This window comes from Mesorhizobium maamorense (genome assembly GCF_044998965.1).
Classification (GTDB): Bacteria; Pseudomonadota; Alphaproteobacteria; order Rhizobiales; family Rhizobiaceae; genus Mesorhizobium.
Window position 1 is genome coordinate 1,566,006 of record NZ_CP173356.1, and the last position, 25,388, is coordinate 1,591,393.

20 protein-coding genes and 2 pseudogenes are annotated in these 25,388 nt (G+C 63.1%); 14 read left to right on the plus strand and 8 right to left on the minus strand.

Annotated elements, in window-relative coordinates; genetic code table 11:
* The first annotated feature begins 169 nt into the window (after window positions 1-169).
* The 6 genes from ACIU1A_RS07975 to ACIU1A_RS08000 all read left to right on the plus strand — a co-directional run bounded on the left by ACIU1A_RS07975 (window position 170) and on the right by ACIU1A_RS08000 (window position 6,605).
* A complete protein-coding gene (locus tag ACIU1A_RS07975; RefSeq protein ID WP_404927034.1) occupies window positions 170-958 on the plus strand; it encodes an ABC transporter ATP-binding protein in 789 nt (262 codons plus the stop codon).
* A 45-nt stretch (window positions 959-1,003) separates the two neighbouring features.
* On the plus strand, window positions 1,004-1,951 hold the full coding sequence (locus ACIU1A_RS07980; protein WP_140521643.1) for an ABC transporter substrate-binding protein: 948 nt from the start codon (window positions 1,004-1,006) through the stop codon (window positions 1,949-1,951).
* Window positions 1,952-1,959: 8 nt separating this feature from the next.
* Window positions 1,960-2,979 carry an iron ABC transporter permease gene (locus ACIU1A_RS07985; protein ID WP_181165125.1) on the plus strand — a complete coding sequence of 340 codons (1,020 nt, stop codon included), beginning with the start codon at window positions 1,960-1,962 and terminating at the stop codon, window positions 2,977-2,979.
* A 128-nt stretch (window positions 2,980-3,107) separates the two neighbouring features.
* The gene (locus ACIU1A_RS07990) at window positions 3,108-3,587 is read left to right on the plus strand and encodes a MarR family winged helix-turn-helix transcriptional regulator (RefSeq protein WP_140495025.1); all 480 of its coding nucleotides are present in this window, start codon (window positions 3,108-3,110) and stop codon (window positions 3,585-3,587) included.
* Window positions 3,584-4,762, plus strand: a complete 1,179-nt coding sequence (locus tag ACIU1A_RS07995; protein WP_140557111.1) for an HlyD family secretion protein — start codon at window positions 3,584-3,586, stop codon at window positions 4,760-4,762. Before ACIU1A_RS07990 ends, ACIU1A_RS07995 begins: the two co-directional genes overlap by 4 nt.
* A 310-nt stretch (window positions 4,763-5,072) precedes the next feature.
* Window positions 5,073-6,605 carry a DHA2 family efflux MFS transporter permease subunit gene (locus tag ACIU1A_RS08000; RefSeq protein ID WP_140494247.1) on the plus strand — a complete coding sequence of 511 codons (1,533 nt, stop codon included), beginning with the start codon at window positions 5,073-5,075 and terminating at the stop codon, window positions 6,603-6,605.
* 53 nt (window positions 6,606-6,658) lie between these two features.
* On the opposite strand, the gene ACIU1A_RS08005 is transcribed toward ACIU1A_RS08000, so the two are convergent.
* A complete protein-coding gene (locus ACIU1A_RS08005; protein WP_404927035.1) occupies window positions 6,659-7,165 on the minus strand; it encodes a CAP domain-containing protein in 507 nt (168 codons plus the stop codon).
* Window positions 7,166-7,495: 330 nt separating this feature from the next.
* On the opposite strand from ACIU1A_RS08005, the gene ACIU1A_RS08010 reads away from it, so the two are divergent.
* Complete coding sequence (locus tag ACIU1A_RS08010) at window positions 7,496-8,320, plus strand: DUF2189 domain-containing protein (protein ID WP_140515546.1); 825 nt, start codon at window positions 7,496-7,498, stop codon at window positions 8,318-8,320.
* A 22-nt stretch (window positions 8,321-8,342) separates the two neighbouring features.
* Here the strand turns inward: ACIU1A_RS08010 and ACIU1A_RS08015 are convergent, their stop codons facing one another.
* The 3 genes and pseudogenes from ACIU1A_RS08015 to ACIU1A_RS08025 all read right to left on the minus strand — a co-directional run bounded on the left by ACIU1A_RS08015 (window position 8,343) and on the right by ACIU1A_RS08025 (window position 13,176).
* Entirely contained in the window at window positions 8,343-8,975 is a 633-nt protein-coding gene (locus ACIU1A_RS08015) for a LysE family translocator (protein WP_404927036.1), read from the minus strand.
* A 114-nt stretch (window positions 8,976-9,089) separates the two neighbouring features.
* Window positions 9,090-11,067: pseudogene (locus ACIU1A_RS08020) on the minus strand (pilus assembly protein TadG-related protein).
* Window positions 11,068-11,262: 195 nt separating this feature from the next.
* Window positions 11,263-13,176, minus strand: coding sequence for a pilus assembly protein TadG-related protein (locus tag ACIU1A_RS08025; protein WP_404927037.1), 1,914 nt, complete (start codon window positions 13,174-13,176; stop codon window positions 11,263-11,265).
* Between the two features lie 247 nt (window positions 13,177-13,423).
* Here ACIU1A_RS08025 and ACIU1A_RS08030 point away from each other — a divergent pair, with 247 nt between their 5' ends.
* Window positions 13,424-14,284, plus strand: coding sequence for a TIGR01459 family HAD-type hydrolase (locus ACIU1A_RS08030; RefSeq protein WP_404927875.1), 861 nt, complete (start codon window positions 13,424-13,426; stop codon window positions 14,282-14,284).
* 6 nt (window positions 14,285-14,290) lie between these two features.
* On the plus strand, window positions 14,291-15,271 hold the full coding sequence (locus tag ACIU1A_RS08035) for a bifunctional riboflavin kinase/FAD synthetase (RefSeq protein ID WP_404927876.1): 981 nt from the start codon (window positions 14,291-14,293) through the stop codon (window positions 15,269-15,271).
* Between the two features lie 232 nt (window positions 15,272-15,503).
* On the opposite strand, the gene ACIU1A_RS08040 is transcribed toward ACIU1A_RS08035, so the two are convergent.
* The gene (locus ACIU1A_RS08040) at window positions 15,504-16,058 is read right to left on the minus strand and encodes an HdeD family acid-resistance protein (protein ID WP_140521651.1); all 555 of its coding nucleotides are present in this window, start codon (window positions 16,056-16,058) and stop codon (window positions 15,504-15,506) included.
* Between the two features lie 229 nt (window positions 16,059-16,287).
* Between ACIU1A_RS08040 and ACIU1A_RS08045 the strand changes: the two genes are divergently transcribed.
* Complete coding sequence (locus tag ACIU1A_RS08045; protein ID WP_224519163.1) at window positions 16,288-17,058, plus strand: MipA/OmpV family protein; 771 nt, start codon at window positions 16,288-16,290, stop codon at window positions 17,056-17,058.
* Between the two features lie 12 nt (window positions 17,059-17,070).
* Here the strand turns inward: ACIU1A_RS08045 and ACIU1A_RS08050 are convergent, their stop codons facing one another.
* Together ACIU1A_RS08050 and ACIU1A_RS08055 are read right to left on the minus strand one after the other, a co-directional pair.
* Window positions 17,071-17,505 (minus strand): RES family NAD+ phosphorylase, encoded by a 435-nt coding sequence (locus ACIU1A_RS08050; protein ID WP_140494233.1) that lies wholly within the window; start codon window positions 17,503-17,505, stop codon window positions 17,071-17,073.
* Window positions 17,506-17,507: 2 nt separating this feature from the next.
* Window positions 17,508-17,951 carry an antitoxin Xre/MbcA/ParS toxin-binding domain-containing protein gene (locus ACIU1A_RS08055; RefSeq protein ID WP_140557104.1) on the minus strand — a complete coding sequence of 148 codons (444 nt, stop codon included), beginning with the start codon at window positions 17,949-17,951 and terminating at the stop codon, window positions 17,508-17,510.
* 296 nt (window positions 17,952-18,247) lie between these two features.
* Between ACIU1A_RS08055 and ileS the strand changes: the two genes are divergently transcribed.
* Window positions 18,248-21,211: an isoleucine--tRNA ligase gene (gene ileS / locus ACIU1A_RS08060; RefSeq protein WP_404927038.1), complete on the plus strand. Its 2,964-nt coding sequence runs from the start codon at window positions 18,248-18,250 to the stop codon at window positions 21,209-21,211.
* A gap of 154 nt (window positions 21,212-21,365) precedes the next feature.
* Window positions 21,366-22,118: a hypothetical protein gene (locus ACIU1A_RS08065; RefSeq protein WP_404927039.1), complete on the plus strand. Its 753-nt coding sequence runs from the start codon at window positions 21,366-21,368 to the stop codon at window positions 22,116-22,118.
* Between the two features lie 17 nt (window positions 22,119-22,135).
* Here ACIU1A_RS08065 and ACIU1A_RS08070 read toward each other — a convergent pair whose 3' ends face one another.
* On the minus strand, window positions 22,136-22,585 hold the full coding sequence (locus ACIU1A_RS08070; RefSeq protein ID WP_404927877.1) for a nucleoside deaminase: 450 nt from the start codon (window positions 22,583-22,585) through the stop codon (window positions 22,136-22,138).
* Between the two features lie 182 nt (window positions 22,586-22,767).
* On the opposite strand from ACIU1A_RS08070, the pseudogene ACIU1A_RS08075 reads away from it, so the two are divergent.
* Together ACIU1A_RS08075 and rsmD are read left to right on the plus strand one after the other, a co-directional pair.
* Window positions 22,768-24,800: pseudogene (locus ACIU1A_RS08075) on the plus strand (pseudouridine synthase).
* Entirely contained in the window at window positions 24,797-25,351 is a 555-nt protein-coding gene (gene rsmD / locus ACIU1A_RS08080; protein ID WP_140624605.1) for a 16S rRNA (guanine(966)-N(2))-methyltransferase RsmD, read from the plus strand. Before ACIU1A_RS08075 ends, rsmD begins: the two are co-directional and overlap by 4 nt.
* The last annotated feature ends 37 nt before the right edge of the window (window positions 25,352-25,388 follow it).

Consider the following 25,388-nt stretch of genomic DNA (forward strand, 5'->3'; position numbering starts at 1 on the left):
GGAAGTTGGACGGCTCCATCGATCGCATACATCGCATTGCCATGCATCGCATCGTCGTGTGCACGCTTTGCCGCGATATCGCCACCGAGGTGAATTCAGGCCAGCGTCCGGCAGGACTGGCAAGCAAGACGCTGGCCCGTATTCCGGCAGGCCCTGCAAGGAATTGCCCATGACCGCGCCGCTTCTCGATGCCCGCGACCTGGCCGCAGCGGCGGATGGCCTGCATCTGGTGTATCCGGTCAGCCTTTCGGTGGCGGCGGGCGACCGTCTCGCCATCATCGGTCCCAACGGCGCCGGCAAGACGACATTGCTGCGCATGCTATCGGGCATGCTGAGGCCGAGTTCGGGCGAAGTGAAGCTAACCGGGCGCTTGCTGGACAGGATTTCGACCGCCGAGCGGGCGCTGCACATCGCCGTCGTCGGCCAGACCGATCAACCGGATCCACGGCTGGCGGTGATCGACTATGTCGAGCTCGGCCGGGTTCCGCATACCGGCCGCAGGCACAGGAGCGAGGAACGCGACATTGTCGTCGAGGCTCTGCGCCGGACCGGGCTGTTGCCGCTGCTTGGCCGCACCATCGGCTCGCTGTCGGGCGGCGAGCGCCAGCGCGCCCAGCTTGCCCGCGCCATCGCGCAGGAGCCGAAGATCCTGTTCCTCGACGAGCCGACCAACCATCTCGACCCGCGGGCGCGCAGCGAGTTGCTCGAACTGGTTGCAGGCCTCGGCATGACCGTGATCGCGGTGCTGCACGATCTGGCACTGGTGACGCCTTTCGTCACCAGGGTCGCGGTGATGAGCCATGGCCGGTTGCATGTGCTGGCGCCGCCACGGGAAGCACTCACCCAGCAGCTGATCCGCGAGATCTTCGGTATCGACGTCTTTAGGTTGCGCCACCCGACGGAGGACCGCGAGCTGACGGTGTTCGAGGTTCCGAACCGTGCCGCGCCATCTTCGTGATCGAAGCCATTTCCGGCAGATCCCGTTCAACAAGGAGCAACATCCGTGAAACGCCTTGCCGTGTCTCTTGCCTTCTCCCTGCTGGCCTCTACGGCCTTCGCCTTTCCGGTGACGGTCGACAGCTGCGGCAAGTCGCTGACCTTCGACGCGCCTCCAAAGCGCGCTGTCATTCACGATCTCAACATGGCCGAGATGGCCTTCGCCCTGAAGCTGCAGCCGTCGATCGTCGGCCTGACCGGCATCACCGGATGGTACAAGGTCGGCCCCGAATTCAAGGCCGAGCAAGGCTCGATCCCGGAACTGGCGCCCAAATATCCGACGCTGGAAAACCTGGTCGCTGTCGAGCCCGACTTCTTCTTCGCCGGTTGGTACTACGGCATGAAGCCGGGCGGCGAGGTGACGCCCGATACGCTGGCGCAACACGGCATCAAGACCCTGGTGCTGACGGAAAGCTGCGTCCATCTCGACAAGAACCGCCCCGCCGCTTCGATGGACCTGCTCTATGGCGATGTCGAGAAGCTGGGCAAGATCTTCGGCAAGGAGGCCGAAGCGGATAAGCTCGTCTCCGGCTGGAAGGCGCAGCTCGCCGAAATCACGGCCAAGGTCGGCGCCCGCAGGGGAACGCGCGTGTTCCTCTATGATTCCGGCGAGGACAAGCCGTTCACATCAGGCAAGTTCGCCATTCCCAACGCCATGATTTCCGCGGCCGGCGGCGACAACATCATGGCCGACATGGACACCAGCTGGGGCAACACGGATTGGGAGACGGTGGCCTCGCGCAATCCGCAATTCCTCATCCTGCTCGACTATCAGGATGGCGGCGGCTACCGGAAGCTGCTCGATTTCCTGAAAGCGCATCCGGCAATGAAGGAGACGGACGCGGTCAGGAACGAACGCTTCGTGGCGCTTCGCTATGCCGAACTGACACCCGGGCCGGCCAATATCGACGCGATCGGCAAGATTGCCAGGGCGATGCATCCGGAAGCGTTTTAACCGGGAACATGACTTTGCGGCACAAGGCATTCCTATTGGCCATGACGGCGGCGGCGTTGGCAATCGCCGCGTTCGCGCTGCTGTCGATCGCCTATGGCTCGACGATGATTCCGTTGGGCGACGTCGTTGCAGCACTTGGCCATGCGATCGGATTGAAGGGGCATGACGTGTCCGGCCCGGTCGGCAGGATCGTCGTCGACCTCAGATTGCCGCGCATAATCCTGGCCATCTGTGTCGGCGGCGGCCTGGGCGTGGTCGGCGCGCTGTTACAGACGGTGACGCGCAACGATCTTGCCGATCCGTTCCTGTTCGGCCTCTCGTCGGGAGCCGCCGCCGGCGCTGTCTCCGTCATCACCGTCTTCGGCGACAGTTTCGGGATCTGGACGCTACCGATCGCTGCGTTCACCGGCGGTATTCTGGCGGCTTGCGTTGTGCTTTTGCTGGTTGCGCGGGTGAGGGGACAAGGCCCCGAACGGCTGATCCTCGCCGGACTTGCGGTCTCCTTCATGTTCACCGCATTGACCAATTACCTGGTCTTTGCCGGTGACCAGCGCGCCGCCCATTCGGTGCTGTTCTGGACGATGGGCGGGCTCGGCCTTGCGCGGTGGGACAATATCTGGCTGGGTGCGCTTGGGGCCGGCACGATTGCGGCGTACGGGCTGTGGAATCATCGCCGGCTGGACGCTTTCCTGGCCGGCGAAAATGCCGCCGAAAGTCTTGGCGTGCCGGTGGCGCGAATGCGACGGACGACGTTTCTGGTCGCCGCTTTTTCGACCGCGATCCTGGTTTCGGTCGCTGGCGTCATCGGCTTCGTCGGCCTCATGATCCCGCATCTGTCGCGGCCGCTGGCCGGCGCGCTGCATCTGCGCCTGATCGTAAGTTGCGCGCTGTTCGGGGCGGTGCTGTTGCTGGCAAGCGACCTTCTGGCGCGCACATTGCTGCCGCCGCAGGAACTGCCGATCGGCATCATCACCAGCTCGCTCGGCGCCTTCTTCGTTGTCACCATGCTGATCCGCAACCGCTTGTAATGGGTGTCGCGGCGGCCGAAATCATCGGACGCAGCCATGATTGTGCTGCACGGCTGCCATGCACGTTTGCCGGCTTCTGGAACAATGCCGGACTTGAATGATAAGCACGCTTATTATATATGCCACTCATGGTTTCCGAAGGCGTAGACAGATTGGGATTTTTGATCCACGACGTGCAGCGGCTGATGCGAAAGCGCTTCGAAGCGCGCGCCAGCGGCCTTGGCCTGTCCTCGGCGCAATGGCGCCTGATGGTTCGCGTCGCCAAGGAAGCGGGCGTTTCGCAGGCGCGGCTTGCCGAACTGCTTGAAATCGAGCCGATCAGCGTCTCGCGGCTGGTTGACCGGATGGAGGAGGGCGGCTGGATCGAGCGCCGCTCCGACGCCGCCGACCGCCGCGTGCGCATGATCTTCCCAACTCCCAAGGCAAGTGCCGCGTATGCGGAGGTCAAGAGCCTCGCCGGCGAAGTCTATGAGGAGTCGCTGACCGGCGTTTCGCCGGACGATCGCCGCGTCCTGATCAGGGCATTGGATGCGATGGCACAGAATCTCGCGGATGGCGATTCACCGTCCTGCGACAAGGTCAAGAATACGGAAGGCGCAGCAGCATGAACGCGGTAGCCAAGGTCGACGAAAACGCCGCCAAAGTGGAAATGGAAGCGCCGCAGCAGCCGGCCGCGGCCCCTGTTACAATGACACCTCCGGCAGAGCCGGCGCCGGCGCCAAAGAAGAAGCGCCGTCTCGGCCGCTTCTTGTTGATGTTCGCCCTGCCGGCGGCGTTGGTCATTGGTGGCGGCTATGTCTGGGTCACTGGGGGGCGCTACCAGGAGACGGAGAACGCCAACCTGCAGCAGGCCAAGGTATCGATCGCCTCGGATACGGCGGGCCGCATCGTTCAGGTCGCCATCTCGGACAATCAGAGGGTGAAGCAAGGCGATCTTCTCTTCGCCATTGACCCCGAGCCTTACCGGATCGCACTTGCGCAGGCCGACGCGGCGGTGGCAGCGGCGCGGCTCAACGTCGAGCAGCTGCGTGCCGCCTACAGCCAGGCCATGGCGCAGGAGAAATCCGCCAGCAGCGAAGTTGCCTATGCCCAGTCGCAATACGACCGTGCCGCCGATCTCGCCCAGAAAGGCATCAACGCCAAGTCTTCGCTCGATGAGGCCAGGAACGATCTCGATAAGGCAAAGCAGCAGCTTGCCGTCGCCGAACAGGGTATCGTCAGCGCCAAGGCGGCGCTTGGCGGCAATCCCGATATCGAGACCGACAAACATCCGACCGTGATGTCGGCGCTCGCCGCGCGCGACAAGGCTGCCTACGACCTAGCGCAGACCACCGTGAAGGCGCCCGCCGATGGCGTCGTCTACCAGGCTGCTTCCTTCAAGGTCGGCCAGTATGTCGGCTCCGGCACGCCGCTGTTTTCGCTGGTCGAGACCGGCGATACCTGGATCGACGCCAATTTCAAGGAAACGCAGCTGACCAATATGAAGCCGGGCCAGAAGGCCGAAATCGTGGTCGACACCTATCCGGGCAGGACCTTCGAAGCGACCGTCAAGGCCATCGGCGCCGGCACCGGCGCGGACTTCTCGCTGCTGCCCGCCCAGAACGCTACCGGCAACTGGGTCAAGGTCACCCAGCGTATTCCGGTCCGTCTGGAGCTGAGCGATCCCGACGCCAAGATGATGCTGCGCACAGGCATGAGCGCGGCCGTTACCGTCGACACGGGCGTGGCGCGCGGCCTGCCTGGCATTTTCGGCCACGCCACGGCTGGCGAGGTCGCGAAGTAAATCAGCGGAAGCCCGCGGGGATCATGCGGGTGGACGCACTGAGCAGGGGGATTGGTCTGATGGGAGGAGTTAAAGGGTCAGCCTTCGGGGCAAACCGCATCGCGGCTTGATCGAAAGCTGAAATCTTCGACACGGACCCGTCGGTCCTCATGTTTCCGGGCGGCAGGCATCCGCTCAATCGAGACTTTCGGTCGATGTAACCCCCACATCGATAATCGCGTCCCACCGCGATGAGGGTCTCTCAACGGAAGGCTTTGCCGCCCGGAAACCCTGTGTACACGTTTTTGTTACCGGCTGGAAGTTCCGCATCATGAGCACGCCAGAACCTTTCAAAGAAGTGCCGCATCGTGGCCTGATCACGGTTGCGCTCATGCTGGCGACGATCATGCAGGCGCTCGACACCACGATCGCCAACGTCGCGCTACCGACCATGACCGGCGATCTCGGCGCCTCGCCCGACAACATCAACTGGGTGCTGACCTCCTATATCGTGGCGGCGGCGATCATGACGCCGGTCACCGGCTGGCTTGCGGACCGTTTCGGCCGCAAGGAACTGTTCCTGACGGCGGTGGTCGGCTTCACCATCTTCTCGATGCTGTGCGGTCTGGCCTGGAGCCTTGAAACCATTGTGTTGTTCCGGCTCATGCAAGGCGTGTTCGGCGCCGCGATCGTGCCCCTGTCGCAGACCTTCCTGCTCGACATCAACCCGAAGGAACGCCACGGCCAGGCAATGGCCATCTGGGGCGCCGGCATCATGCTGGGGCCGATTCTGGGTCCGACGCTTGGTGGCTGGCTGACCGAGAATTTCAGCTGGCGCTGGGTGTTCTTCATCAACCTGCCGGTCGGCATCGTCGCCTTCCTCGGCATGGCCGCTTATCTGCCGGCCATTGCGCGGCGGGTGCGAAGCTTCGATTTCTTCGGCTTCGCCATGATATCGCTCGGCGTCGGCGCTCTGCAGCTGCTGCTCGATCGTGGTGGCGAGGTCGACTGGTTCTCGTCGGTCGAGATCTGGATCGAGCTTGGCCTTTCGATAACCGGCTTCTGGGTGTTCATCATCCACACGATGACGGCAGAGCATCCCTTCATCGACCCCAAGATCTTCCTCGACCGCAATTTCGTGACCGGGCTGGCGTTCATCTTCGTCATGGGCGTGCTCATCCTGGCGAGCATGTCGCTGCTGCCGCCGATGCTGTCGACCATCTTCGGCTATCCGACCATCACCATCGGCATCGTGATCGGGCCGCGCGGCGTGGGGACGATGATCTCGATGCTCGTCGTCGGCCGGCTCATGAGCAAGGTCGACGCCAGAATCCTCGTCGTCATCGGCTTCCTCCTGACCGCGCAGTCGCTCTACACGATGGCCGGCTTCTCGCCCCAGATGGACAACTGGCTGATCATCACTTCCGGCATCATCCAGGGCCTGGGAATGGGAATGGTATTCGTGCCGCTGTCGACGGTGGCCTTCGCCACGCTTGACGTGCGCTTCCGCACCGATGCCACGGCTTTGTTCAGCCTTGTGCGCAACCTCGGCTCGTCCATCGGCGTATCGGTCGTGACGGTGCTCATGGTGCGCAATACACAGATAAATCACGCCGAGCTTTCCACCTTTATCAATCCGTTCAACCCCAATCTGTGGGCGGTTTCGCCGGCGGCGGCCGGCGGCGACCAGATGGCATTGTCCCAGGTCGACAGGATGGTGAACATCCAGGCGATGATGATCTCTTACGTCAACGACTTCAAAATCCTGATGATAATGACGCTGGCCGCCATTCCGTTCGTGATCCTGCTGCGCAAGCCGAAGACGGCGCCGGCTGGCGGCGCGCCGGCGGCACATATGGATTGATATTCGCCGACGGCTGTCCGCTGCCGGCGATGCCGCTGCCGGCGATGGCTTTGCTACCTTCCGAGCACCAGGGCCCAGTAGCGGAGGCCGGGGTCGCGGCCGTCGCGGACATAGGCAAGCCCGAAACGACTGAAGTCCGGGTCGAGTATGTTGCGCCGGTGGCCGGTCGAATGCATCCAGATATCGAACAGTTTCTGCTGGTCGAAGCGGCCTTCGGCGATGTTCTCGGCCGCAGCGCCGTGCACGCCATTGTCCTTCATGCGCGAGGCGAAATCCTTGCCCCAGCCGGTGGTGTGACTCATGCGCGTCCGCGACGCCATGTAGCCGGCCTGCTGCAACGCCGCCTGTTCGAGCTGGGTGTCCGCGGTCAGCGGAGTCCGCCCGGCCGCGGCGCGCAAGTTGGCCAGGGTGGCCGTGGCGGAGGAAGAGACACCTGCGCCCTCACCCGTGGGCACGGAAACGGTGCTGCAAGCAGCAAGCCCGGCAATGGCCGCAAGGCCGATCAGCAAGGAGCGCCTTGTCCGGCGCGGTTCTGGAGGGAGGTCGATGACAATGCTCATTCCTGCCTGCATAGTCGCGATCATGGCTTTTGACGGGCAAGCCGAAGAAACTGTCGAGGAAATTGATGCCTTGGCCTTCTCTGATCGCACCGCGTAGTCTTCAAGCGTTGCGTTTGGCCATCCAGCTTCAAAATGGCCCATCGTCCGGGAAATCCGATGCCGAAGATCGCGCGGCTTCTGCCGGGCAGCGATGACAATCCCGTGATAGCCTGTCCGGAACCATCGATTTGGCGACAGCCCCTGGCAAATCGGGTATGCTGTTACATCTACTAGTGGCAGCTACGGGCGGCCATCACGGTGGTGACCGCCCCCGACAACGGGAGGAAGCTTATGGCCAGCTTTCATGTCATGGCGGACGCGCGTGGAATGCATGTGCAGCCCACGGTGCGCCACATCACCACATCGGACCTCTGGGATGCGCTGCGGCTCGGCGCCGAGGATTTCTGGGCAAAACCGTCTCACTACGTTTTCCTGTGCCTGATCTATCCCATCGTCGGCCTGATCCTGACGCAGTGGACGTCTGGCTCCAACGCCATTCAGCTCGTCTATCCCTTGATGTCGGGTTTCGCCCTTGTCGGCCCTTTCGCCGCGCTCGGCCTCTACGAGATCAGCCGCCGGCGCGAGCTCGGCATGAACACCAATTGGCGGCATGCCCTCGATGTCCGCCACTCGCCGGCGGTGCCTTCGATCGCGGTCATCGGCATCATGCTTTTCGTACTGTTCCTGTTGTGGCTGTTCACCGCGCAGTCGATCTACACCAGCCTGTTCGGCGACCAGCCGCCGGCTTCGATCGGCGCCTTTGTCCGCGACGTGCTGACGACCAGCAAAGGCTGGACGTTGATCCTTCTCGGCAACGCCGCCGGCTTCGTTTTCGCCGTGATCGTGTTGGCCACCACTGTCGTCGCCTTCCCGCTGCTGCTCGACCGTGACGTCGGCGCCGTTTCGGCCATAGAAACCTCGGCCCGGGCGGTGATGGCAAATCCGCTGCAGATGGCTCTTTGGGGCCTGACGGTCGCAGTGCTGCTGGTGATCGGTTCGATCCCGCTGTTTGCCGGGCTCGCGGTCGTTATGCCTATCCTTGGCCATGCCACCTGGCACCTCTACCGCAAGGTGGTGGAACCGGAGCGGACCCAGCAGACAAGGCGGCCGATGTAGACCAACGCCGGGACCGCCGCCCTCAGCGCTGTGCGTCGGTCGCCATCTTCAGCGCCAGCGCCGTCAGCACGCCTCCCATCGTCCAGCGCTGGATGACCAGCCACAAAGGCCGCCCGGCGAGAAACGCGGCGATCGAGCCGGCCGTCACCGCGATGATGGCATTTACGGTCAGGCTGATCGAAATCTGCGTCGCGCCGAGCACAAGAAGCTGAGACAGGACATGGCCTTTGCCAATGCTGATGAATTGCGGCAGCAGCGACAAATAGAGCACCGCCACCTTCGGATTGAGCAGATTGGTCATCAGGCCCATGGCGAACAGCTTGCGCGGCCCGTCTTTCGGCAGGTCGCGCACCTGGAATGGCGAGCGTCCGCCCGGCTTCACGGCCTGCCAGGCCAGCCACAGGAGATAGAGCACGCCGGCAAAGCGCAGCGCGTCATAGGCGAAGGGCACGGCCAGCAGCAGCGCCGTGATTCCGAATGCCGCCGACAGCACATAGAAGAGAAAACCGACGGCGACCCCGCCAAGCGAGATCAACCCGGCCTTCGGCCCTTGCGACAGGGAGCGCGAGATCAGGTAGATCATGTTTGGACCCGGCGTCAGCACCATGCCCAGGCAGACCAGCGCGAAGGCGAGGTGGTTGGCGGTATCGGGCATTGTTCGTCCCCAGGCGTGCCGCGATGGATGCGGTCCAGCGTGCAGCCATTATGTGCCCGTTGCGGCAGGCGCCCACAAGGGCTTGGCGGCGTCGGGCGTTGCGCCAGAGTTCGGTTAACCGACCACGCGCAGGTTCGACAATTCGTTGCCGATTTCCTTGAAATCGTTCGACAGGCTGGCGCCCGTCGCATTCCAGAACAGCTTGGCGGGTTTGCTCGGATCCGCCGGGTCCTTGCGGAAGCGCGAGTCCGACGAGCATGATTTCAGCGCATCGATGGCGTTCTTGTCGGTGGTCTTGGTCGTGGACAGGTCGAGAGCCACCGTCATCACCATGATGTCGGCCGCCTTGGCGTTGTTGCAAAGCGTCGTCATCTGCTCGTTGAGCGCGCTGGTGTAATTGCCGTTCGAATAGTCGAACTGGCCGATGGCGCTGGATGTACCCATGAACAGGCGCCCGACCGAGGTGCCGGCATAGCCGGGCTTGAGATAGCCGTAGGACGCGTAGGTCGACTTCGAGATCGGCGGGGTCGGAATAACTGAGCGAGGAAGGCGTGTAATAGGTGTTGGCGCCGTCGGTCAGCACGATCACCACCTTGTCGTTGCCTTTTTCTGTTTCCGGGCGCCCCTGCGTGAACGGCTCGCCGCTCGAGACCACCCGCCAGCCCCAGCCCATGCCCTCGGGAACATTGGTGCCGCCATCCGGCTGCATCAGGTCGATCGCGGCTTTGATCGTAGCGAGCCCATCGGCGACGCTGACGTCGGTCAGCGGCGTGATCGGGTTGGTAGTGCAACTGTAGTTCGGGCCGTTGCCTGCGGGCAATACCGGTGCATCGATCGGCCGCGGCTGGAAATACTTGGTCATGTTGCGCAGCCGGGCTTGGCCGCTGCTGCTCGAAGGATCGTCGTTCCACCAGCTGTTGATGGCGCCGTAGGTCTTTGGTGCGGCTTCGTTGGGATCCTGGGTGATCTTCCAGTGATTGCCGGGTTCATCCGGGGCGAACATCGGCACGAACATCGTCGCCGGATCGCCCACGCCTATCCCGGTGTTGGCCGAGCCGCCGGACGGCGGGGCGTCGTTGACATTGTAGGGGTAAGGCCGGGCTTCGACACAGCCTTGCCAGCTGGCGAACGGACCGTAGGAATCGACATAGTCGTATGCGTCGTAACTGCGCTTGCAGGTATTGTTCCAGTTGTATTCAGCACAAACAACGTGCTTGCTGTTTTTAACACGCTCATGGCTGGTGACGACCTTCATGTCGCGGTAGAGCGAAAACCGGGTCAGCATCTGGCCTTCCTCGTCGCCCCAGCCGGTGCCGCGTTTGTACCAGATGCCGTTGGTCTGCTGGGCGTATTTGTTGGCGGCGTTCAGCGTCGACCAGTCGAAATTCTCGTTCGACACCGGTGACAGGCCCTCGGTGTCCATCCAGGATGCATTGCCGTTGCCAGGACCGACATTGACCGAGGCGGCAAAGGGTACGAGGCCGAACTGCACCGGCTTGTCGACCTGCTTGATCATCGCGGCGTGCTGGGCAAGCGTGTCGACCAGCTGCTTCGCCGCGGTCTTGAGGAGATCGATGCGCTTCTGCCCCGAGCCGGTTCCGGGCGTGACCATCGATCCGGAATTGTCGAGCACCAGCGCCACTTCGAGCGTGTTCTTCAGCCGCACCTCCGAGCACGCGGTGAAGCCGATATTGGTGGCGCCGGTGCCGCCGAGCAGTATCTTCGCCGTTGGCAGGAAGTAAGGATTATAGGTCAAGGTGCCGCAAAGCTTCATTGTTCCGCCGCCAGCGGCGTTGCTGGGCAAAGTGAGGTTGAGCGTCGTGTTGGCGGCATCGACATCGTTCAGATTGGCGTTGAAGAAGTCGAGCGCATAGGCCCTCAGCTGGTCGTCGGTGGCGCCTTCCGTCAGGCGGCGTGCCGTGGCGAAGTTGGCGGCGTCGAGCGCGTTCAACACCGTCTGCTTTTCGCGGTTCATTTCCGTGAAGTCGACCGCGAGCGCCAGCCCGCCCATCAGCGGGACCATCGCGAAGGCTGTCACGAGAGCATAGTTGCCGCGCCTGTCGCGGTGGAATTGACGCCAGATTTCACGCATGTCTTGCAGCGGCCCCCGCCGGCGGATTCTCGATCGACGCCAGCTTTCCACAAAACGCTGAAGGACGGGTTTGGGAAACCGCTCGATTGCTGGCCCAGCGCTTCATCAACCGCTAACCAATCTGGAAGTTGCGGCCCCGTGCCGTCCAAACAGGCGCCCCGCCGGATGCAGGGCGTCGACGTGGAATTCGTCGGATCAGCTGACGATGCGCAGGTTGGACAGCTCGTTGCCGATCGCCTTGAAATCGTCGGACAGCGTTGCGCCCGTCGAATTCCAGAACAGCTTCATCGGCTTGCTCGGATCGGTCTTGTCCTTGCTGAAGCGGGAATCCGAAGAACAGGCCTTCAGCGCATCCATCTGCGTTTTCTCCGCTGTCTTGGTGGCGTCCAGATCAAGCGCGATGGTCATGACCATGACCCCGGCGGCCTTGGCGTTATTGCAGAGCGCGGTGAAATGCTCGTTCATGGCCTTAGTGTAGTTGGCGTTGCTGTAGTCGTCCTTGGTGACATCCGTTCCGAGGAACATGCGGCCGTAGCTGTAGCCGTTGCTGTAGGGAACGACGTAACCGAGAGCCGAATAGATCGCCTTGCTGCCAGCCAGGTCGTTACCGCCAGAATTCCAATTGGTTCCAGAGTAGGTCTGCGCCGTCACCGAGGTCGGCGTGTAGTAGGTGTTGGCGCCGTCGGTCAGCACGATCAGTACTTTGTCGTTGCCTCTTTCCGTTTCGGGCCGGCCCTCGGTGAAAGGTGCGGTGCTGGAAAGGGTCCGCCAGCCCCAGGCCATGCCTTCCGGAACGTTGGTGGCGCCGTCGTCGGCCATGGCATCGATGGCGTTCTTGATCAAAGTTGCGCCGGCTGTCGTGGAAACATCGGTCAGTGGCGTGATTGCCGTCGTGCTGCAGCTTGTATTCGGCCCGGCGTCCATGCCGTAGGCCGGCGTCACCTTGTTCACCCAGTCGAAATATTTTGGCATATAGCGCTGGCGTGCGGCATCGGACGCGGTTGAACTCACTGGGGCGTCGACATCCCAATTGTTATTGGCTGGCCTTGAAGAGCTATCGACGCGGTCGGTTTCGTCGGGCGCGAACATAGGCACGAAAAGCGTTGCAGGCAGTGTCGTCGATGCAGCTGTGTCCTGGATATTGTATGGATATGGGCGCGACTCGACGCAGCCACCCCAACTCGCGACCGGCGCATAGGTGAAGGTCGCGTTCGATGCACAAGTACCGTCCCAATTCTTGAGACTGCACGCTGAAATGCGTTTCATCTGTTTGTAGATCGAGAACCGGGTCAGCGGCTGGTCTTTCTGGCTCGCGTCCCAGCCGGTGCCTTTCGCGTACCAGATGCCGGCAATCTTCTGCGCGTATTTGGTGGACGAAAAGGACGAACTCATGGTCGTCCAGTCGAAATTCTCATGATGGATAGGCGATAGGCCGGTCGTGTCCATCCACGCCGCCGAAGCGTTGCCCGCACCGACATTCACGGAGGCGGCAAAGGGAACGAGGCTGAACTGGACCGGCTTGGTGACCTGTCTCATCTGCTGGGCCTGGCCGGCCAACTGGTCGACCAGCTGCTTGGCGGCGCTCTTGAGAAGGTCGAACCGCACCTTGTTCGAGCCTTTGCCGAGCTCCTTCATCGAACCGGAATTATCGAGCACCAGCGACACTTCCAGCGTGTTCTTGAGGCGCACTTCGGAGCAGGTGCTGAAGCCGATATCGGTGCTCCCGGCGCTGCCGCCCAGCAGTAGTTTAGCCGTCGGCTCGAAATAGGGCTTGTAGACCAAGGTAGCGCAGAGCTTCAGCGTCCCGCCGCCCGTGTTGTTGTTGGGCAGCGTCACGGCCAGCGTGGTGTTGGCCGGATCGATATGCGCGAGATTGGCTTCGAAGAAATTCTTGGCATAGGCCACCGCGTCGGCGTCGCTGGCGCCGGCAACGATCTGCTGGGCCGTGGCGAAGCCTGCCGCGTCCAAGGCATTCAAGGCGTTTTGCCTTTGGCCCACCATTTCCGTATAGTCGACGGCGATAGCCACGGCACCCATCAGCGGCACCATGGCGAGCACGGTCATCAGCGCATAATTGCCACGCCGGTCGCGTCCAGATCTTCGGATCATTGTCACAGCTGCCCCCACGAAATCGATAGTCATTGGGGACGGTGTCATAAATCGTTAAATTTCAGGTTTCTGGAATATATCCAAGGTCAGGCCTCACCTTCAAAGCTCGTTAACCAACCGGTGAACGGTGGCGGATGTCCGGTTAAGGGCGAAAGCTGGTGACAGGCTGGGCCGGTTCGGATAATTCAACCGGCTGCGGCGAACCGTCGGCTGCGGCACCGCAACGATCATGACTGAAGGATACGGCATGGCGGCCTCGCCTGACACCATCGGTTCGCTCGAAGACCTGTCGAAGAACTATTCGGCCATTCTCTGCGATGTCTGGGGCGTGGTGCACAATGGCGAAAGGCATTTTCCCGCGGCTGCGTCGGCGCTGGCGGCAGCACGTACGACCGGCATTCCCGTCGTCCTGATCACCAATTCGCCGCGCCGCAGCGCCGACGTCGTGGCCCAGATGAACGTCATCGGCGTTCCCCCATCGGCCTACGACCGCGTGGTCACCTCGGGCGACGTGACCCGCGACCTGATCGTGGAAGGCCCGCGACAGATCTTCCATATCGGCGCCGAGCGAGACCTCACCCTCTATGACGGGCTCGACGTCGATCTCGTCGAGGAGTTCGAGGCATCCGGCGTCGTCTGCACCGGCCTGTTCGATGACGAAGTGGAGAAGCCCGAAGATTATGCGGGGCTGCTGCGGCGGCTGCGCGCCAGGAACCTGCCTTTCATCTGCGCCAATCCGGATATCATGGTCGAGCGCGGCGAACGCATCATCTGGTGCGCCGGCGCCCTGGCGCGCGACTACGCGCAGCTCGGCGGCCGCACGTTGATCGCCGGAAAGCCTTATGCGCCCGTCTATGATGTGGCGATGAAGGAGGTGGCGGAGATCCTTGGCCGGCCGGTCGAGCGCCGCCAGGTGCTGGCCATCGGCGACGGCATGCTGACCGATATCAAGGGCGCGGCCGACAACGGTTTCGACGTTCTCTATGTCTCAGGCGGCATTCATGCCCGCGACTATGGCGATGCATCGCAACCGGATCCCGCAAGGCTCGCCGCGTTTCTTGACAGGCACGGCTATCATCCAGTGGCCGTCATTCCCAGGCTGCGGTAGATGGCGATGGACGCTTTCCAGCACCTTTCGGCAACCGCGCCGCTGCCCGCCGATTTGCGCGGCGGCGTTGTCGCGATCGGCAATTTCGACGGTGTCCATCGCGGTCATCAGGCGGTGCTCGAACGGGCATTGGCGGAGGCGCGGCGGCGTGGCGTGCCGGCGCTGGTGCTGACTTTCGAACCGCACCCGCGAAAGATATTCAGGCCCGAGATACCGCTGTTCGTGCTGACGCCGCCGCCGATGAAGGCGCGGCTCCTGTCGCTGCTGGGCTTTGCCGCGCTCGTCGAACAGCCTTTCACGCGCGACTTCGCCTCGCTATCGGCGGAAGCTTTCGTGACCGACGTGCTTGAGAGAACGCTTGGCATCACCCATGCCGTGACCGGCTTCGATTTCCATTTCGGCAAGGACCGCCAGGGCGGGCCGGCCTATCTGATGGCGGCTGGCGAGCGCCATGGCTTCGGCGTCACGCTGGTCGATGCATTTCGGGACGAAAGCGCCGAGGTGGTTTCATCGAGCCGCATCCGCGCCTTGCTTTGCGAAGGCGCGGTGGCCGAGGCCGCCGGCCTGCTCGGCTATCGCTTCACGGTGGAGAGCGAAGTCGCGGGCGGCCAGAAACTGGGGCGAACGCTCGGCTTTCCGACCGCCAACATGAGGCTTCCCGCCGAGGCCACCCTCAGGGAAGGCATCTATGCCGTTCGCTTTCGCCGCGCCGACGGAAGGCTGCATGATGGCGTTGCCAGCTTTGGCCGCCGTCCGACCGTCGACGATGATGGCGCGCCGCTTCTGGAAACCTTCGTCTTCGATTTTTCCGGTGACCTCTATGGCGAGATCTGCCAGGTGTCGTTCTTCGGTTACCTGCGCAGCGAGGTCAAGTTCGACGGGCTTGATGCGCTGGTCGCGCAGATGAAGCGCGACGAGGCCGAGGCGAGAGCACTGCTGGCCGGCGTCAAGCCGCTTTCGCAACTCGACGCGGCCATGGCTTTTTGAAGCATGGTCCCGAAAAGTGGAGTGCGGTTTTCGGGCAAGATCATGCTTTAACAAAATGAGCATGGTCCCGAAAAGTGGAGTGCGGTTTTCGGGCAAGATCATGCTTTATCAAAATGAGCATGGTCCCGAAAAGTGGAGTGCGGTTTTCGGGCAAGATCATGCTTTAACAAAATGAGCATGATCCCGAAAAGTGGCGCCCGGTTTTCGGGTTAGATCATGCTCGAATCAGACGTTACTTTTTCAGCGCCAGACCGACGGCGATGAAGGTCCAACCCTGGAAGATCAGGTCGATTGCCAGGAACAGGCCGAGCACCCATACGCTGTTGACCGGCCAGCCCATAGCTATGATCAACCCGGCGATCACGCTGATGGCGCCGGCCGCGACGATCCAGCCCCAGCCGCGCTCAGGCCGGTGGCTGTAACCGACCCAGGCGCGCAGCACGCCGGAAGCGACAAGCGCGACGGCCAGCAAGAAGGTCAGCACCGCCGAGGCCAGCAGCGGGTTGTCGAAGGCGAAAAAGCCCGCGACCGCGTAGAGCAATCCGCTGAGCAGCCAGTAGAAGAAGCGGCCCCACGTCTTGACCCCGAAGGCATGCATGATCTCGATGATGCCGGCCACCAGCATCAGCCACCCCACGACATAGACGGAAGCCACCGTGGCGATGAAGAGGTTGCCGAAGGCAATGCCGCCGAGGATCAGCAGCAACACGCCCAGACCAACAAACCACCCCCACTTTCCTCGCGTCTGTCCGATCGCGTTCTTCAGTGCATCGCCGTGCAGGGTCATGTCGCCATCTCCATCGAGGACCGCCAGCAGGGGATGAAGTTACCCTTGGTGCCGACCCGCGTCCAGCCGACGGCGGCCGGATGGTGCAAGCAATGCGAGCCGGACGTCTCGACCTTAAATCAAATTTTACCAAAGCCTCTTCAAAGCTGTGACCGAAAGACAATCGTATCGTGTTAATGGGGTAGCCATGAGTCCGGTCGGGAAAATTTCTGCAGCCTTGGCTACCGTCATGCTGGCTACCTCGGGTGCGGCCGATGCCGGCGAGGGCGCCTTCGGCTGGCTGTCCGGCGATTGGTATCTGACGGTCGGCGCCACCGGCATGGTGGCGCCCAATTTCGAGGGCGGCAAGAAGTACCTGCTCAGCGCCTCGCCGATCATCTCCTTGGGCAAGGCTGGCCCGGCGGCCCGCTTCACCTCACGCAACGACAACATTTCGCTGGCGCTGGTCGATGACGGCGGCGTTCGCGCCGGCCTGACCGGCAAGTTCCTGTTCTCGCGCGACGATGGCGATGCCGACGAGTTGAAGGGCCTCGATCCGGTCCGCTGGGGCGGCGAGGTGGGCGGCTTCTTCGAATTCTATCCGACGGACTGGATACGTGCGCGTGCCGAGCTGCGGCACGGCATCCGCGCCCATAACGGCTTCGTCGCCGACATCGCCGCCGACGCCTTCTACGATGTGACGCCAACCGTCAGGATCTCTGGCGGGCCGCGCGTCTCGTTCGCCTCCGCCAAATATTTCGACGCCTATTACGGCGTCGACGCGCAGGAAGCCGTGGCCTCGGGGTTGAACCAGTATAATCCCGGCGGCGGCCTGAAATCGGTCGGCCTTGGCGGTGCGGTGACGTGGAAGGTGACCGACCCGATGACCGCCAGCCTGTTCGGGGAATATTCACGCCTCGAAGGCCCGGCCGCCGATTCCAGCCTGGTCAAGGAGCGCGGCGACCGCAACCAGTTCATGATCGGCGTATCGACGACCTATCGCTTCGATTTCAAGATGTAGCCGGTACCGGCCTTATTCCAGCAATCGCGTATCGATCTGATGACTTGTGGTGCCGACGATGGCGATGCCTTCGCGTTCCAGCAAGGCGGGATTGAGAATATAGTTTCTGGCGAAGGGAACGATCACGCAAGGAACTTCCATGACTGGATGGCTGGCGGCACTGACAAAATCGCTGCCAATCTCGCGTGTCTTGGCCGGATTGTCTTTCCAGCCCTCGGGCAAATCGGGGACGGCAATGGAGACGCCGTCAGGCACTTCGATTTCCAGGAGCTGGAACGTGGGCGGCAAATCTTCCACGTCGACATGAACGAGAATTTCAAGAAGCGCCGTGGCGGGATGATCCGCGCAGTACACAATGGCGGTGCCCTTGATGTTCCAACGGCCGGAGCTGAGCATGCCGCCCCGGCCGGACAGGTCGGCGAAGTTGGAGATACGCCATAGACGCATCGTCAGGCGAAAATGCCATAATCGATGCGATGCAGTTCCTCCTCCACCAGGGAAGCACCGGTTTCCGACTGCAGGAGCGTGATAGGCGCTTCGTTGAGCACCCGGCTGCGTTTGCGCAACCAACGTTGCGCTTTTTCGTGGTCTCCGAAAACACGATCCGCCATTGTGGAAATGCGCTCGATGCGCATGACGCGATCGGACTCGGCAATACTCAGTTTCTCATTGCGTTCTTTCCTGCGCGCCAAAGTGCGCCGCGATCCTACGATCTTGTAGATTTCGTCATTGCTGAACCCACGGTGGCGGAGTTCTTCCACCTTGGTGAAGCTGACCAGGAATTGCCCCGTTGCGGCATCCCGGACCAAGCCATCCTGCGCAAGCTCGACCTTCTCCTTACGGGCGGCCCGTCTGGCAGCCGGCACGTGGACCTTGCGATGCGGATTGGACATGACGCGCCTCCGGTGCCATTTGCCCAAACATATATGCGCAATTGGCACAAGCGGCAAGGCGAGTGCCTTGGAGTTCGGGCTTTCCAAGCTGGCCCACCTCGTTTAAAAGCGCGGCCATGACAGTGGTCTCGCGTTCCGTCGCGATTACGATACGAATTACCAGCCCGGTGTTCCGGACGGCCTGAGAGCTGTCGGAGCCGCCGGGAATCTTGCGCGCGACCCCTCGCGCTTTTTCCAGATCATGATAGTTCAGGCCCGAGCTCCCTTGCCGCCGGGCAATCCACAATGGCAGACCAATGACCGATACAGCTGAAACGATCGACTATTCCAAGACGCTTTACCTGCCGCAGACGGATTTCCCGATGCGTGCCGGTTTGCCCGAGAAGGAGCCGGTGCTGGTCAAGCGCTGGCAGGAGATGGATCTTTACCGCAAGCTGCGCGAGGCCTCCGCCGGTCGCCCGAAATACGTGCTGCATGACGGTCCGCCTTATGCCAACGGCAACATCCACATCGGCCATGCGCTGAACAAGATCCTCAAGGACGTCATCAACCGCTCCTTCCAGATGCGCGGCCGCGACGCCAATTACGTGCCCGGCTGGGACTGCCACGGCCTGCCGATCGAATGGAAGATCGAGGAGCAGTACCGCGCCAAGGGCAAGAACAAGGATGAGGTGCCGGTCAACGAATTCCGCAAGGAATGCCGGGATTTCGCCGCTCACTGGATCGGCGTTCAGGGGGCGGAATTCCAGCGCCTTGGCGTCATCGGCGACTTCAAGAATCCGTATACGACCATGGCCTTCCACGCCGAGGCGCGTATCGCCGGCGAACTGTTGAAATTCGCCATGTCGGGCCAGCTCTATCGCGGCTCCAAGCCGGTGATGTGGAGTGTCGTCGAGCGCACCGCGCTCGCCGAGGCCGAGATCGAATATCAGGATTATGAGTCGGATACGATCTGGGCGAAGTTCCCCGTCGCCAGTCTGGTGCGCCCCGTCGCTGACGGAGAGGCCGCACTGACCGAGGGCGCTCTCGATCTGCTGCAGGCCCACGTCGTCATCTGGACGACGACGCCCTGGACGATCCCCGGCAACCGTGCCGTCAACTATTCGCCGCGCATCAACTACGGCCTCTACGAGGTCACGGCAGCCGAGAACGCCTTCGGCCCGCAGCCGGGCGAAAAGCTGATCTTTGCCGATACACTGGCCGAAGAGGCTTCGGTCAAGGCCAAAGTCACCTTGAATCGTCTTCGCAGCGTGTCGGCGCAAGAGCTTGGAAGTCTTACGCTTTCGCATCCCTTCAAGGGTCTTGAAGGCGGCTATGAGTTTCCGGTGCCCATGCTTGCCGGCGACCATGTCACCGATGATGCGGGCACCGGGTTCGTTCACACGGCGCCGGGCCATGGTCGCGAGGATTTCGACGCCTGGATGGACGCGGCCCCGGACCTGCGCGCGCGCAGCGTCGACACCGCGATCCCGTTCACCGTCGACGATGCCGGCTTTTTCACCAAGGACGCGCCGGGCTTCGGTCCGGATCGTGAGGGTGGCGCGGCGCGCGTCCTTGACGACAACGGCAAGAAGGGCAATGCCAACCAAGCGGTCATCGATGAGCTGATCAAGCGCAACGCGTTGTTCGCGCGCGGTCGGCTGAAACACTCCTATCCGCATTCCTGGCGGTCGAAGAAACCGGTCATCTTCCGCAACACGCCGCAATGGTTCGTCTACATGGACAAGGACCTCGGCGACGGCACGACGCTGCGCAGCCGTGCGCTGAAGGCGATCGACGACACCCGTTTCGTGCCAGGGGCGGGGCAGAACCGCATTCGCGCCATGATCGAGGAACGGCCCGACTGGGTGCTGTCGCGCCAGCGCGCCTGGGGCGTGCCGATCGCGGTCTTCGCCGACGCCGACGGGAATGTGCTCCAGGACGAGGCGGTCAACCAGCGCATCATGGACGCTTTCGAGAAAGAAGGCGCCGATGCCTGGTTCGCCGCCGGTGCCAAGGACCGTTTCCTCGGCAATCACGATGCCTCCAGATGGAAGCAGGTGACGGACATCCTCGACGTCTGGTTCGATTCAGGCTCGACCCACGTTTTCACGCTGGAGGATCGTCCGGACCTCAAATGGCCGGCCGATGTCTATCTCGAAGGCTCCGACCAGCATCGCGGCTGGTTTCACTCCTCGTTGCTCGAAAGCTGCGGCACCAGGGGCAGGGCACCTTACAACACCGTCGTCACCCATGGTTTCACCATGGACGAGGACGGCCGCAAGATGTCGAAGTCACTCGGCAACACCGTCGTCCCGCAGGACGTGATCAAGCAGTCCGGCGCGGACATCCTGCGCCTGTGGGTGGTGACGACCGACTATTGGGAAGACCAGCGCCTCGGCAAGAACGTGCTGCAAACCAACATCGACGCCTACCGCAAGCTGCGCAACACCATCCGCTGGATGCTGGGCACGCTCGCCCACGACGATGGCGAGGAGGTGCCGCTGGAAGGGATGCCGGAGCTGGAACGGCTGATGCTGCATCGCCTCGCCGAACTCGATGAGGTGGTGCGCCAGGGCTACGATGCCTTCGAGTTCAAGCGCATCACCCGTGCGCTCCTCGATTTCATGGTGGTCGAGTTGTCGGCCTTCTATTTCGATATTCGCAAGGACGCGCTCTACTGCGATGCGCCGTCGAGCGCGAAGCGCAAGGCCTCGGTGCAGGTGGTGCGCCACCTTTTCGACTGCCTAGTAAGATGGCTGGCGCCGATGCTGCCCTTCACCATGGAAGAGGCCTGGCTCGACCGCCATCCCGATGCCGTCTCGGTACATCTCGACCAGTTCCCGGCAATCCCGGAAAACTGGAAGAACGAGGCGCTGGCGGAAAAATGGCGTAAGGTGCGGCAGGTGCGCCGCGTCGTCACCGGTGCGCTGGAAATCGCGCGTGCCCAGAAGGTGATCGGCTCGTCGCTGGAAGCGGTGCCCGTCGTTACCATCGACGATGCGGCGCTCGAGGCGGCGATATCGGATGTCGACATGGCCGAAATGGCGATCACTAGCGATCTCGTCATCGCCCATGGCGAGGCGCAACAAGGCGCCTTCACGCTCGAAGACGTGAAGGGCGTCGCCGTGGTGATCGAAAAAGCCGAGGACCGCGGCCTGGTCAAATGCGCGCGGTCATGGCGTTACACCGCCGATGTCGGGCAGGATCCTGCCTTTCCCGATGTCTCGGCGCGCGACGCCGCCGTGCTGCATGAGCTTAGGGCGCTCGGCCGGCTTTGAAGGCCAGGCATATCGGTGCACAAATGCCACGCCGGGCGGTGCAAATCCGTCCGCGCGTTGCCCTTAACGAGTGGTTGAGGTAAACACGCGAAACTCCGGAAGACAAATTGTCGCCGGATTTTCGTCGCAAGTACTTGGACATGGGGACCGGACCTTGGGGCCGGCGGCGATCGAGAGGCTGTCTAGAGTGGGACTTTTTGGCATGACCGAGAGATTTAACGCGCGCCTCGCGCTGTTGGCGCCGCTTGTCGCATCGGGGCTCGCTCTGTCCGGATGTGTCGGTTCTCCGACCTACGGCACCGACAAGACCGCCGGCGAACAATTGGCCGGCGATCTCACGGGCGCTTTTTCGTTCGCGCCGAAGCGGAAGGAACACATCGATTACAAGCCGCGTCCGACCCTGGTGAAGCCGGCGCCTGGTCAGAAGGAAGCGCTGCCGGCGCCACAGGATAGCATCGAGACCGCAAGCGCCGAATGGCCAGAATCGCCCGAGCAGCGCCGTGCCCGCCTGCGCGCCGACGCGACCGCACACCAGGATGATCCGTCCTACCAGTCGCAGATCGTCGACGACGTGCAGACGGATCCCGCCTCGGTGAAGAAGGCGATGGAAGAATCCGGCTCGAGTCACCCGCCGCGTTGGACGCCTGCCGATTCCGACAAGGGCCGCGCCGCCGATATCCAGCGCCGCCTTGCCGAAAGCAAGCAGGGCGATCCGAATACCCGCAAATATCTGAGCGAACCGCCCCTTGCCTATCGCGTCGCATCCGGCACGGCGCCGCAAAACGAACTCGGCGAAGACGAGTACAAAAAGGAACGCCGCCTGAAGAAGAGAGGCGGAAGGCAAGAAGGGTGGCTGGTTCGACTGGCTGCCGTCCCTGTAAAAAGCGGGGCGCATTTGCTTTGCTGACGGGTATCGCACCCCGTTCAGTCGCGGCGTTCCCGAAAGAAATCCTTCAGCAGCAGGGCCGATTCGGCCTCCGCGATGCCCGCATAGATGTCGGGCGTGTGATGGCAGGTCGGCGAAGCGAAGAAGCGCACGCCGTTGAACACCGCGCCGCCCTTTTCGTCCGCGGCGCCAAAGTAGAGCCGGCGCAACCTGGCGAAGGAGATGGCGCCGGCGCACATGGCGCAAGGCTCCAGCGTCACATAGAGATCGTGTCCGGTGAGCCGCTCGCTCGACAGCCTTCGGCAGGCTTCGCGGATGGCCAGCATCTCGGCATGGGCCGTCGGATCGGCAAGCTCCCGGGTGCGGTTGCCGGCACTGGCCACGACCGTGCCGGCGCTGGCGATGACGGCGCCGACCGGCACTTCGCCGCGCGAGGCTGCCGCTTGTGCCTCCTCCAGCGCCAGCGCCATGAAATCGGGCCGCTTCACGCGGGTTTCCATTCCGATTATCTCCTCGCCACTCGACGGTGATCCTGTTATTGAGCGCATAACCTCGAAAATCGGGTACGGTTTTCGGAAATGATCATGCGCCAAATCAAAAATGCTACAGCGTTCGTTGCGCGCCCGAAAGGATGCGCCACGCTGTAGCAGCGCAAACGGACAAAGGCCACATGGACGACAACGACAAGAAATCTCCGCGCCAGAAGGGTCCGGGCAAAAGCGGTCCGAAACCGGCGGGCGCGCGTGGGCGCGATGCCGGCAAAGGCGGCAAGCCAGCCTTCGGCGCCAAGAAACCGTTTGCCAAGCGTGGCGACGGCGGCAAGCCCTTCGAAAAGCACGAAGGGCCGCGCAAACCCTACGCGCCGCGCGGTGAGCGGCCGATGGCCGCCGATGGCGAACGGCCCCAGAAGCGTGAGTACAAGCCGCGCGAAGGCGGCGAAGGCAAGCGCCCGGAGCGGCCCTTCAACAAGGGTCCGCGTCCGCAAGGCAAGCCTTATGAAAACCGCGAAGGCCCGCGCAAGCCCTACGCACCGCGCGGCGAGCGTCCAATGCCCGCCGATGGCGAACGGCCACGGAAGCGTGAGTACAAGCCGCGCGAAAACGGGGAAGGCGGGCGCTCGGAGCGGCTCTTCAACAAGGGTCCGCGTCCGCAAGGCAAGCCATATGAAAACCGCGAAGGCCCGCGCAAGCCGTATGCACCGCACGGCGAGCTGCCAATGGCGGCTGAAGGTGCGACGGGTGAAAGACGCTTCGATCGTCCTAAGCGTGATTTTGCCGATCGGCCCAAGCCCGACTTCTCTGACCGTCCGAAGCGCGATTTCGCTGCCGACCGGCCGCAAGGCGGTTTCAAGTCCCGTCCGCGTCCTGCGGAGGCGCCCGAGGAAGCCGGCGAGCGGATCGCCAAGCGGCTGGCTCGCGCCGGGCTTGCCTCGCGCCGCGACGCCGAGGAGTTGATCGCGGCCGGCCGCGTCAAGGTCAACGGCCGGGTTTTGTCTTCGCCGGCCTTCAATGTGATGCCGGGCGACATCATCCATCTCGACGGCATGGAGATCCCGCCGATCGAGCGCACTCGGCTGTTCCTGTTCCACAAGCCTGCCGGTGTCGTGACCACCAACCGCGACCCCGAGGGCCGCAAGACCGTCTTCGATGTGCTGCCGGCTGAATTGCCCCGGCTGATGACCATCGGCCGGCTCGACATCAACACCGAAGGCCTGCTGTTGCTGACCAATGATGGCGGCCTGTCTCGCGTGCTCGAACTGCCGGCCACCGGCTGGCTGCGCCGTTACCGGGTGCGCGTCCATGGCAAGGTCGAGGAAAGTGCGCTTGCGGGTTTGCGCGAAGGCATTGCCGTGGACGGCGTCTTCTATGGCGCCATCGAGGCGAGCCTCGATCGCGAGCAAGGCTCGAACGCCTGGCTGACCATCGGCTTGCGCGAGGGCAAAAACCGCGAGGTCAAGAACATTCTCGGCGCGCTCGGCCTCGACGTGACGCGGCTGATCCGCATCTCCTACGGCCCGTTCCAGCTCGACGAGCTCCCCGAAGGCCATGTGCTGGAGATCAAGGGCAAGGTGTTGCGCGATCAGCTCGGCGAACGCCTGATAGAGGAATCCGGTGCCAATTTCGATGCCGAGATAACAAAGCCGTTTTCCAACCTGCCGGTGCGGCGGGGCGAGCCGCGGCGCGAGGAGGCCGAGCGGCCGAGATTTTCGCGCGAGGGTGACCACCGGCCGATCGGCGAGGGCGGCCTGATCAAGAACCGCAAGCGCCGCGAAGGCAGCCGTGACGAGGCGCTGGGCAAACTGTCGACCAGCCCCGACAGAGGCGCGAGGCCGGAAAAAGCTTTGGCGACCGCGGCCCGAGACCCGAACGCGGTAGCTTCGGCGACAAGCCGCGCGGTGGTTTTGGCGGCAAACCGGGCGGCAAGAAATCCGAGCGCGAGCAGCGGCCGATCGAGCCGCCCGGCCAGCGCAAGGCCAATGTCTGGATGGCGCCGGGCGCGCGCCCAATCGGCAAGGGCAGGGCGGAAGCGGACGCTGCCAAAGCCGCTGAGGCCAAGGCCCGCAAGGCGTCTTTCAAGCCGGCCTATGGCAAGCCCGGCGGCAAGCCGGGCGGCCCCAAGCCGTTCGGCAAGCCGCGTGGCGAACGTCCGGGTGGCGGCGGCGAGCGGCCGCGCGGCGGTTCCAAGGGTCCAAGGGCGAAATGAGGATCGTCGGCGGCGAGTTTCGCGGGCGCCCGCTGGCGACGCCCCGCGGCAGCGCCATCCGCCCCACCACCGACCGCACCCGCGAGGCTGTTTTCAATGTGCTGGCGCATCGCTTTGCCGATCGGCTGCAGGGCGCGCGCGTGCTCGACCTGTTCGCAGGCACAGGCGCGCTCGGGCTCGAGGCGCTATCGCGCGGCGCGTCCTATGGCGTCTTCATCGAGGAGTCGGCCGAAGGCCGCGGCCTGATCCGCGACAATGTCGAGGCCTTCGGCCTGACCGGCCGCACCAAGATATTCCGGCGCGACGCGACGGCTCTGGGCGAGGCCGGCACGCTGGCGCCGTTCGACCTCGTTTTCGCCGATCCACCTTACGGCAAGGGTCTTGGCGAACGCGCGCTGAGGTCGGCCAAGCAAGGCGGCTGGCTGCGTCCCGGCGCGCTGTGCGTGGTCGAGGAGGCAGCGGCGGCGCCTTTCGAGCCGGGACCGGGATTTTCAGTTGTCGACGAGCGCCACTATGGCGAGACGCTGATCCGGCTTGTCGAGGCCGCCTGAGTTAAGCTTCATTTGCGGGCGAAGATGGAATGCGAGC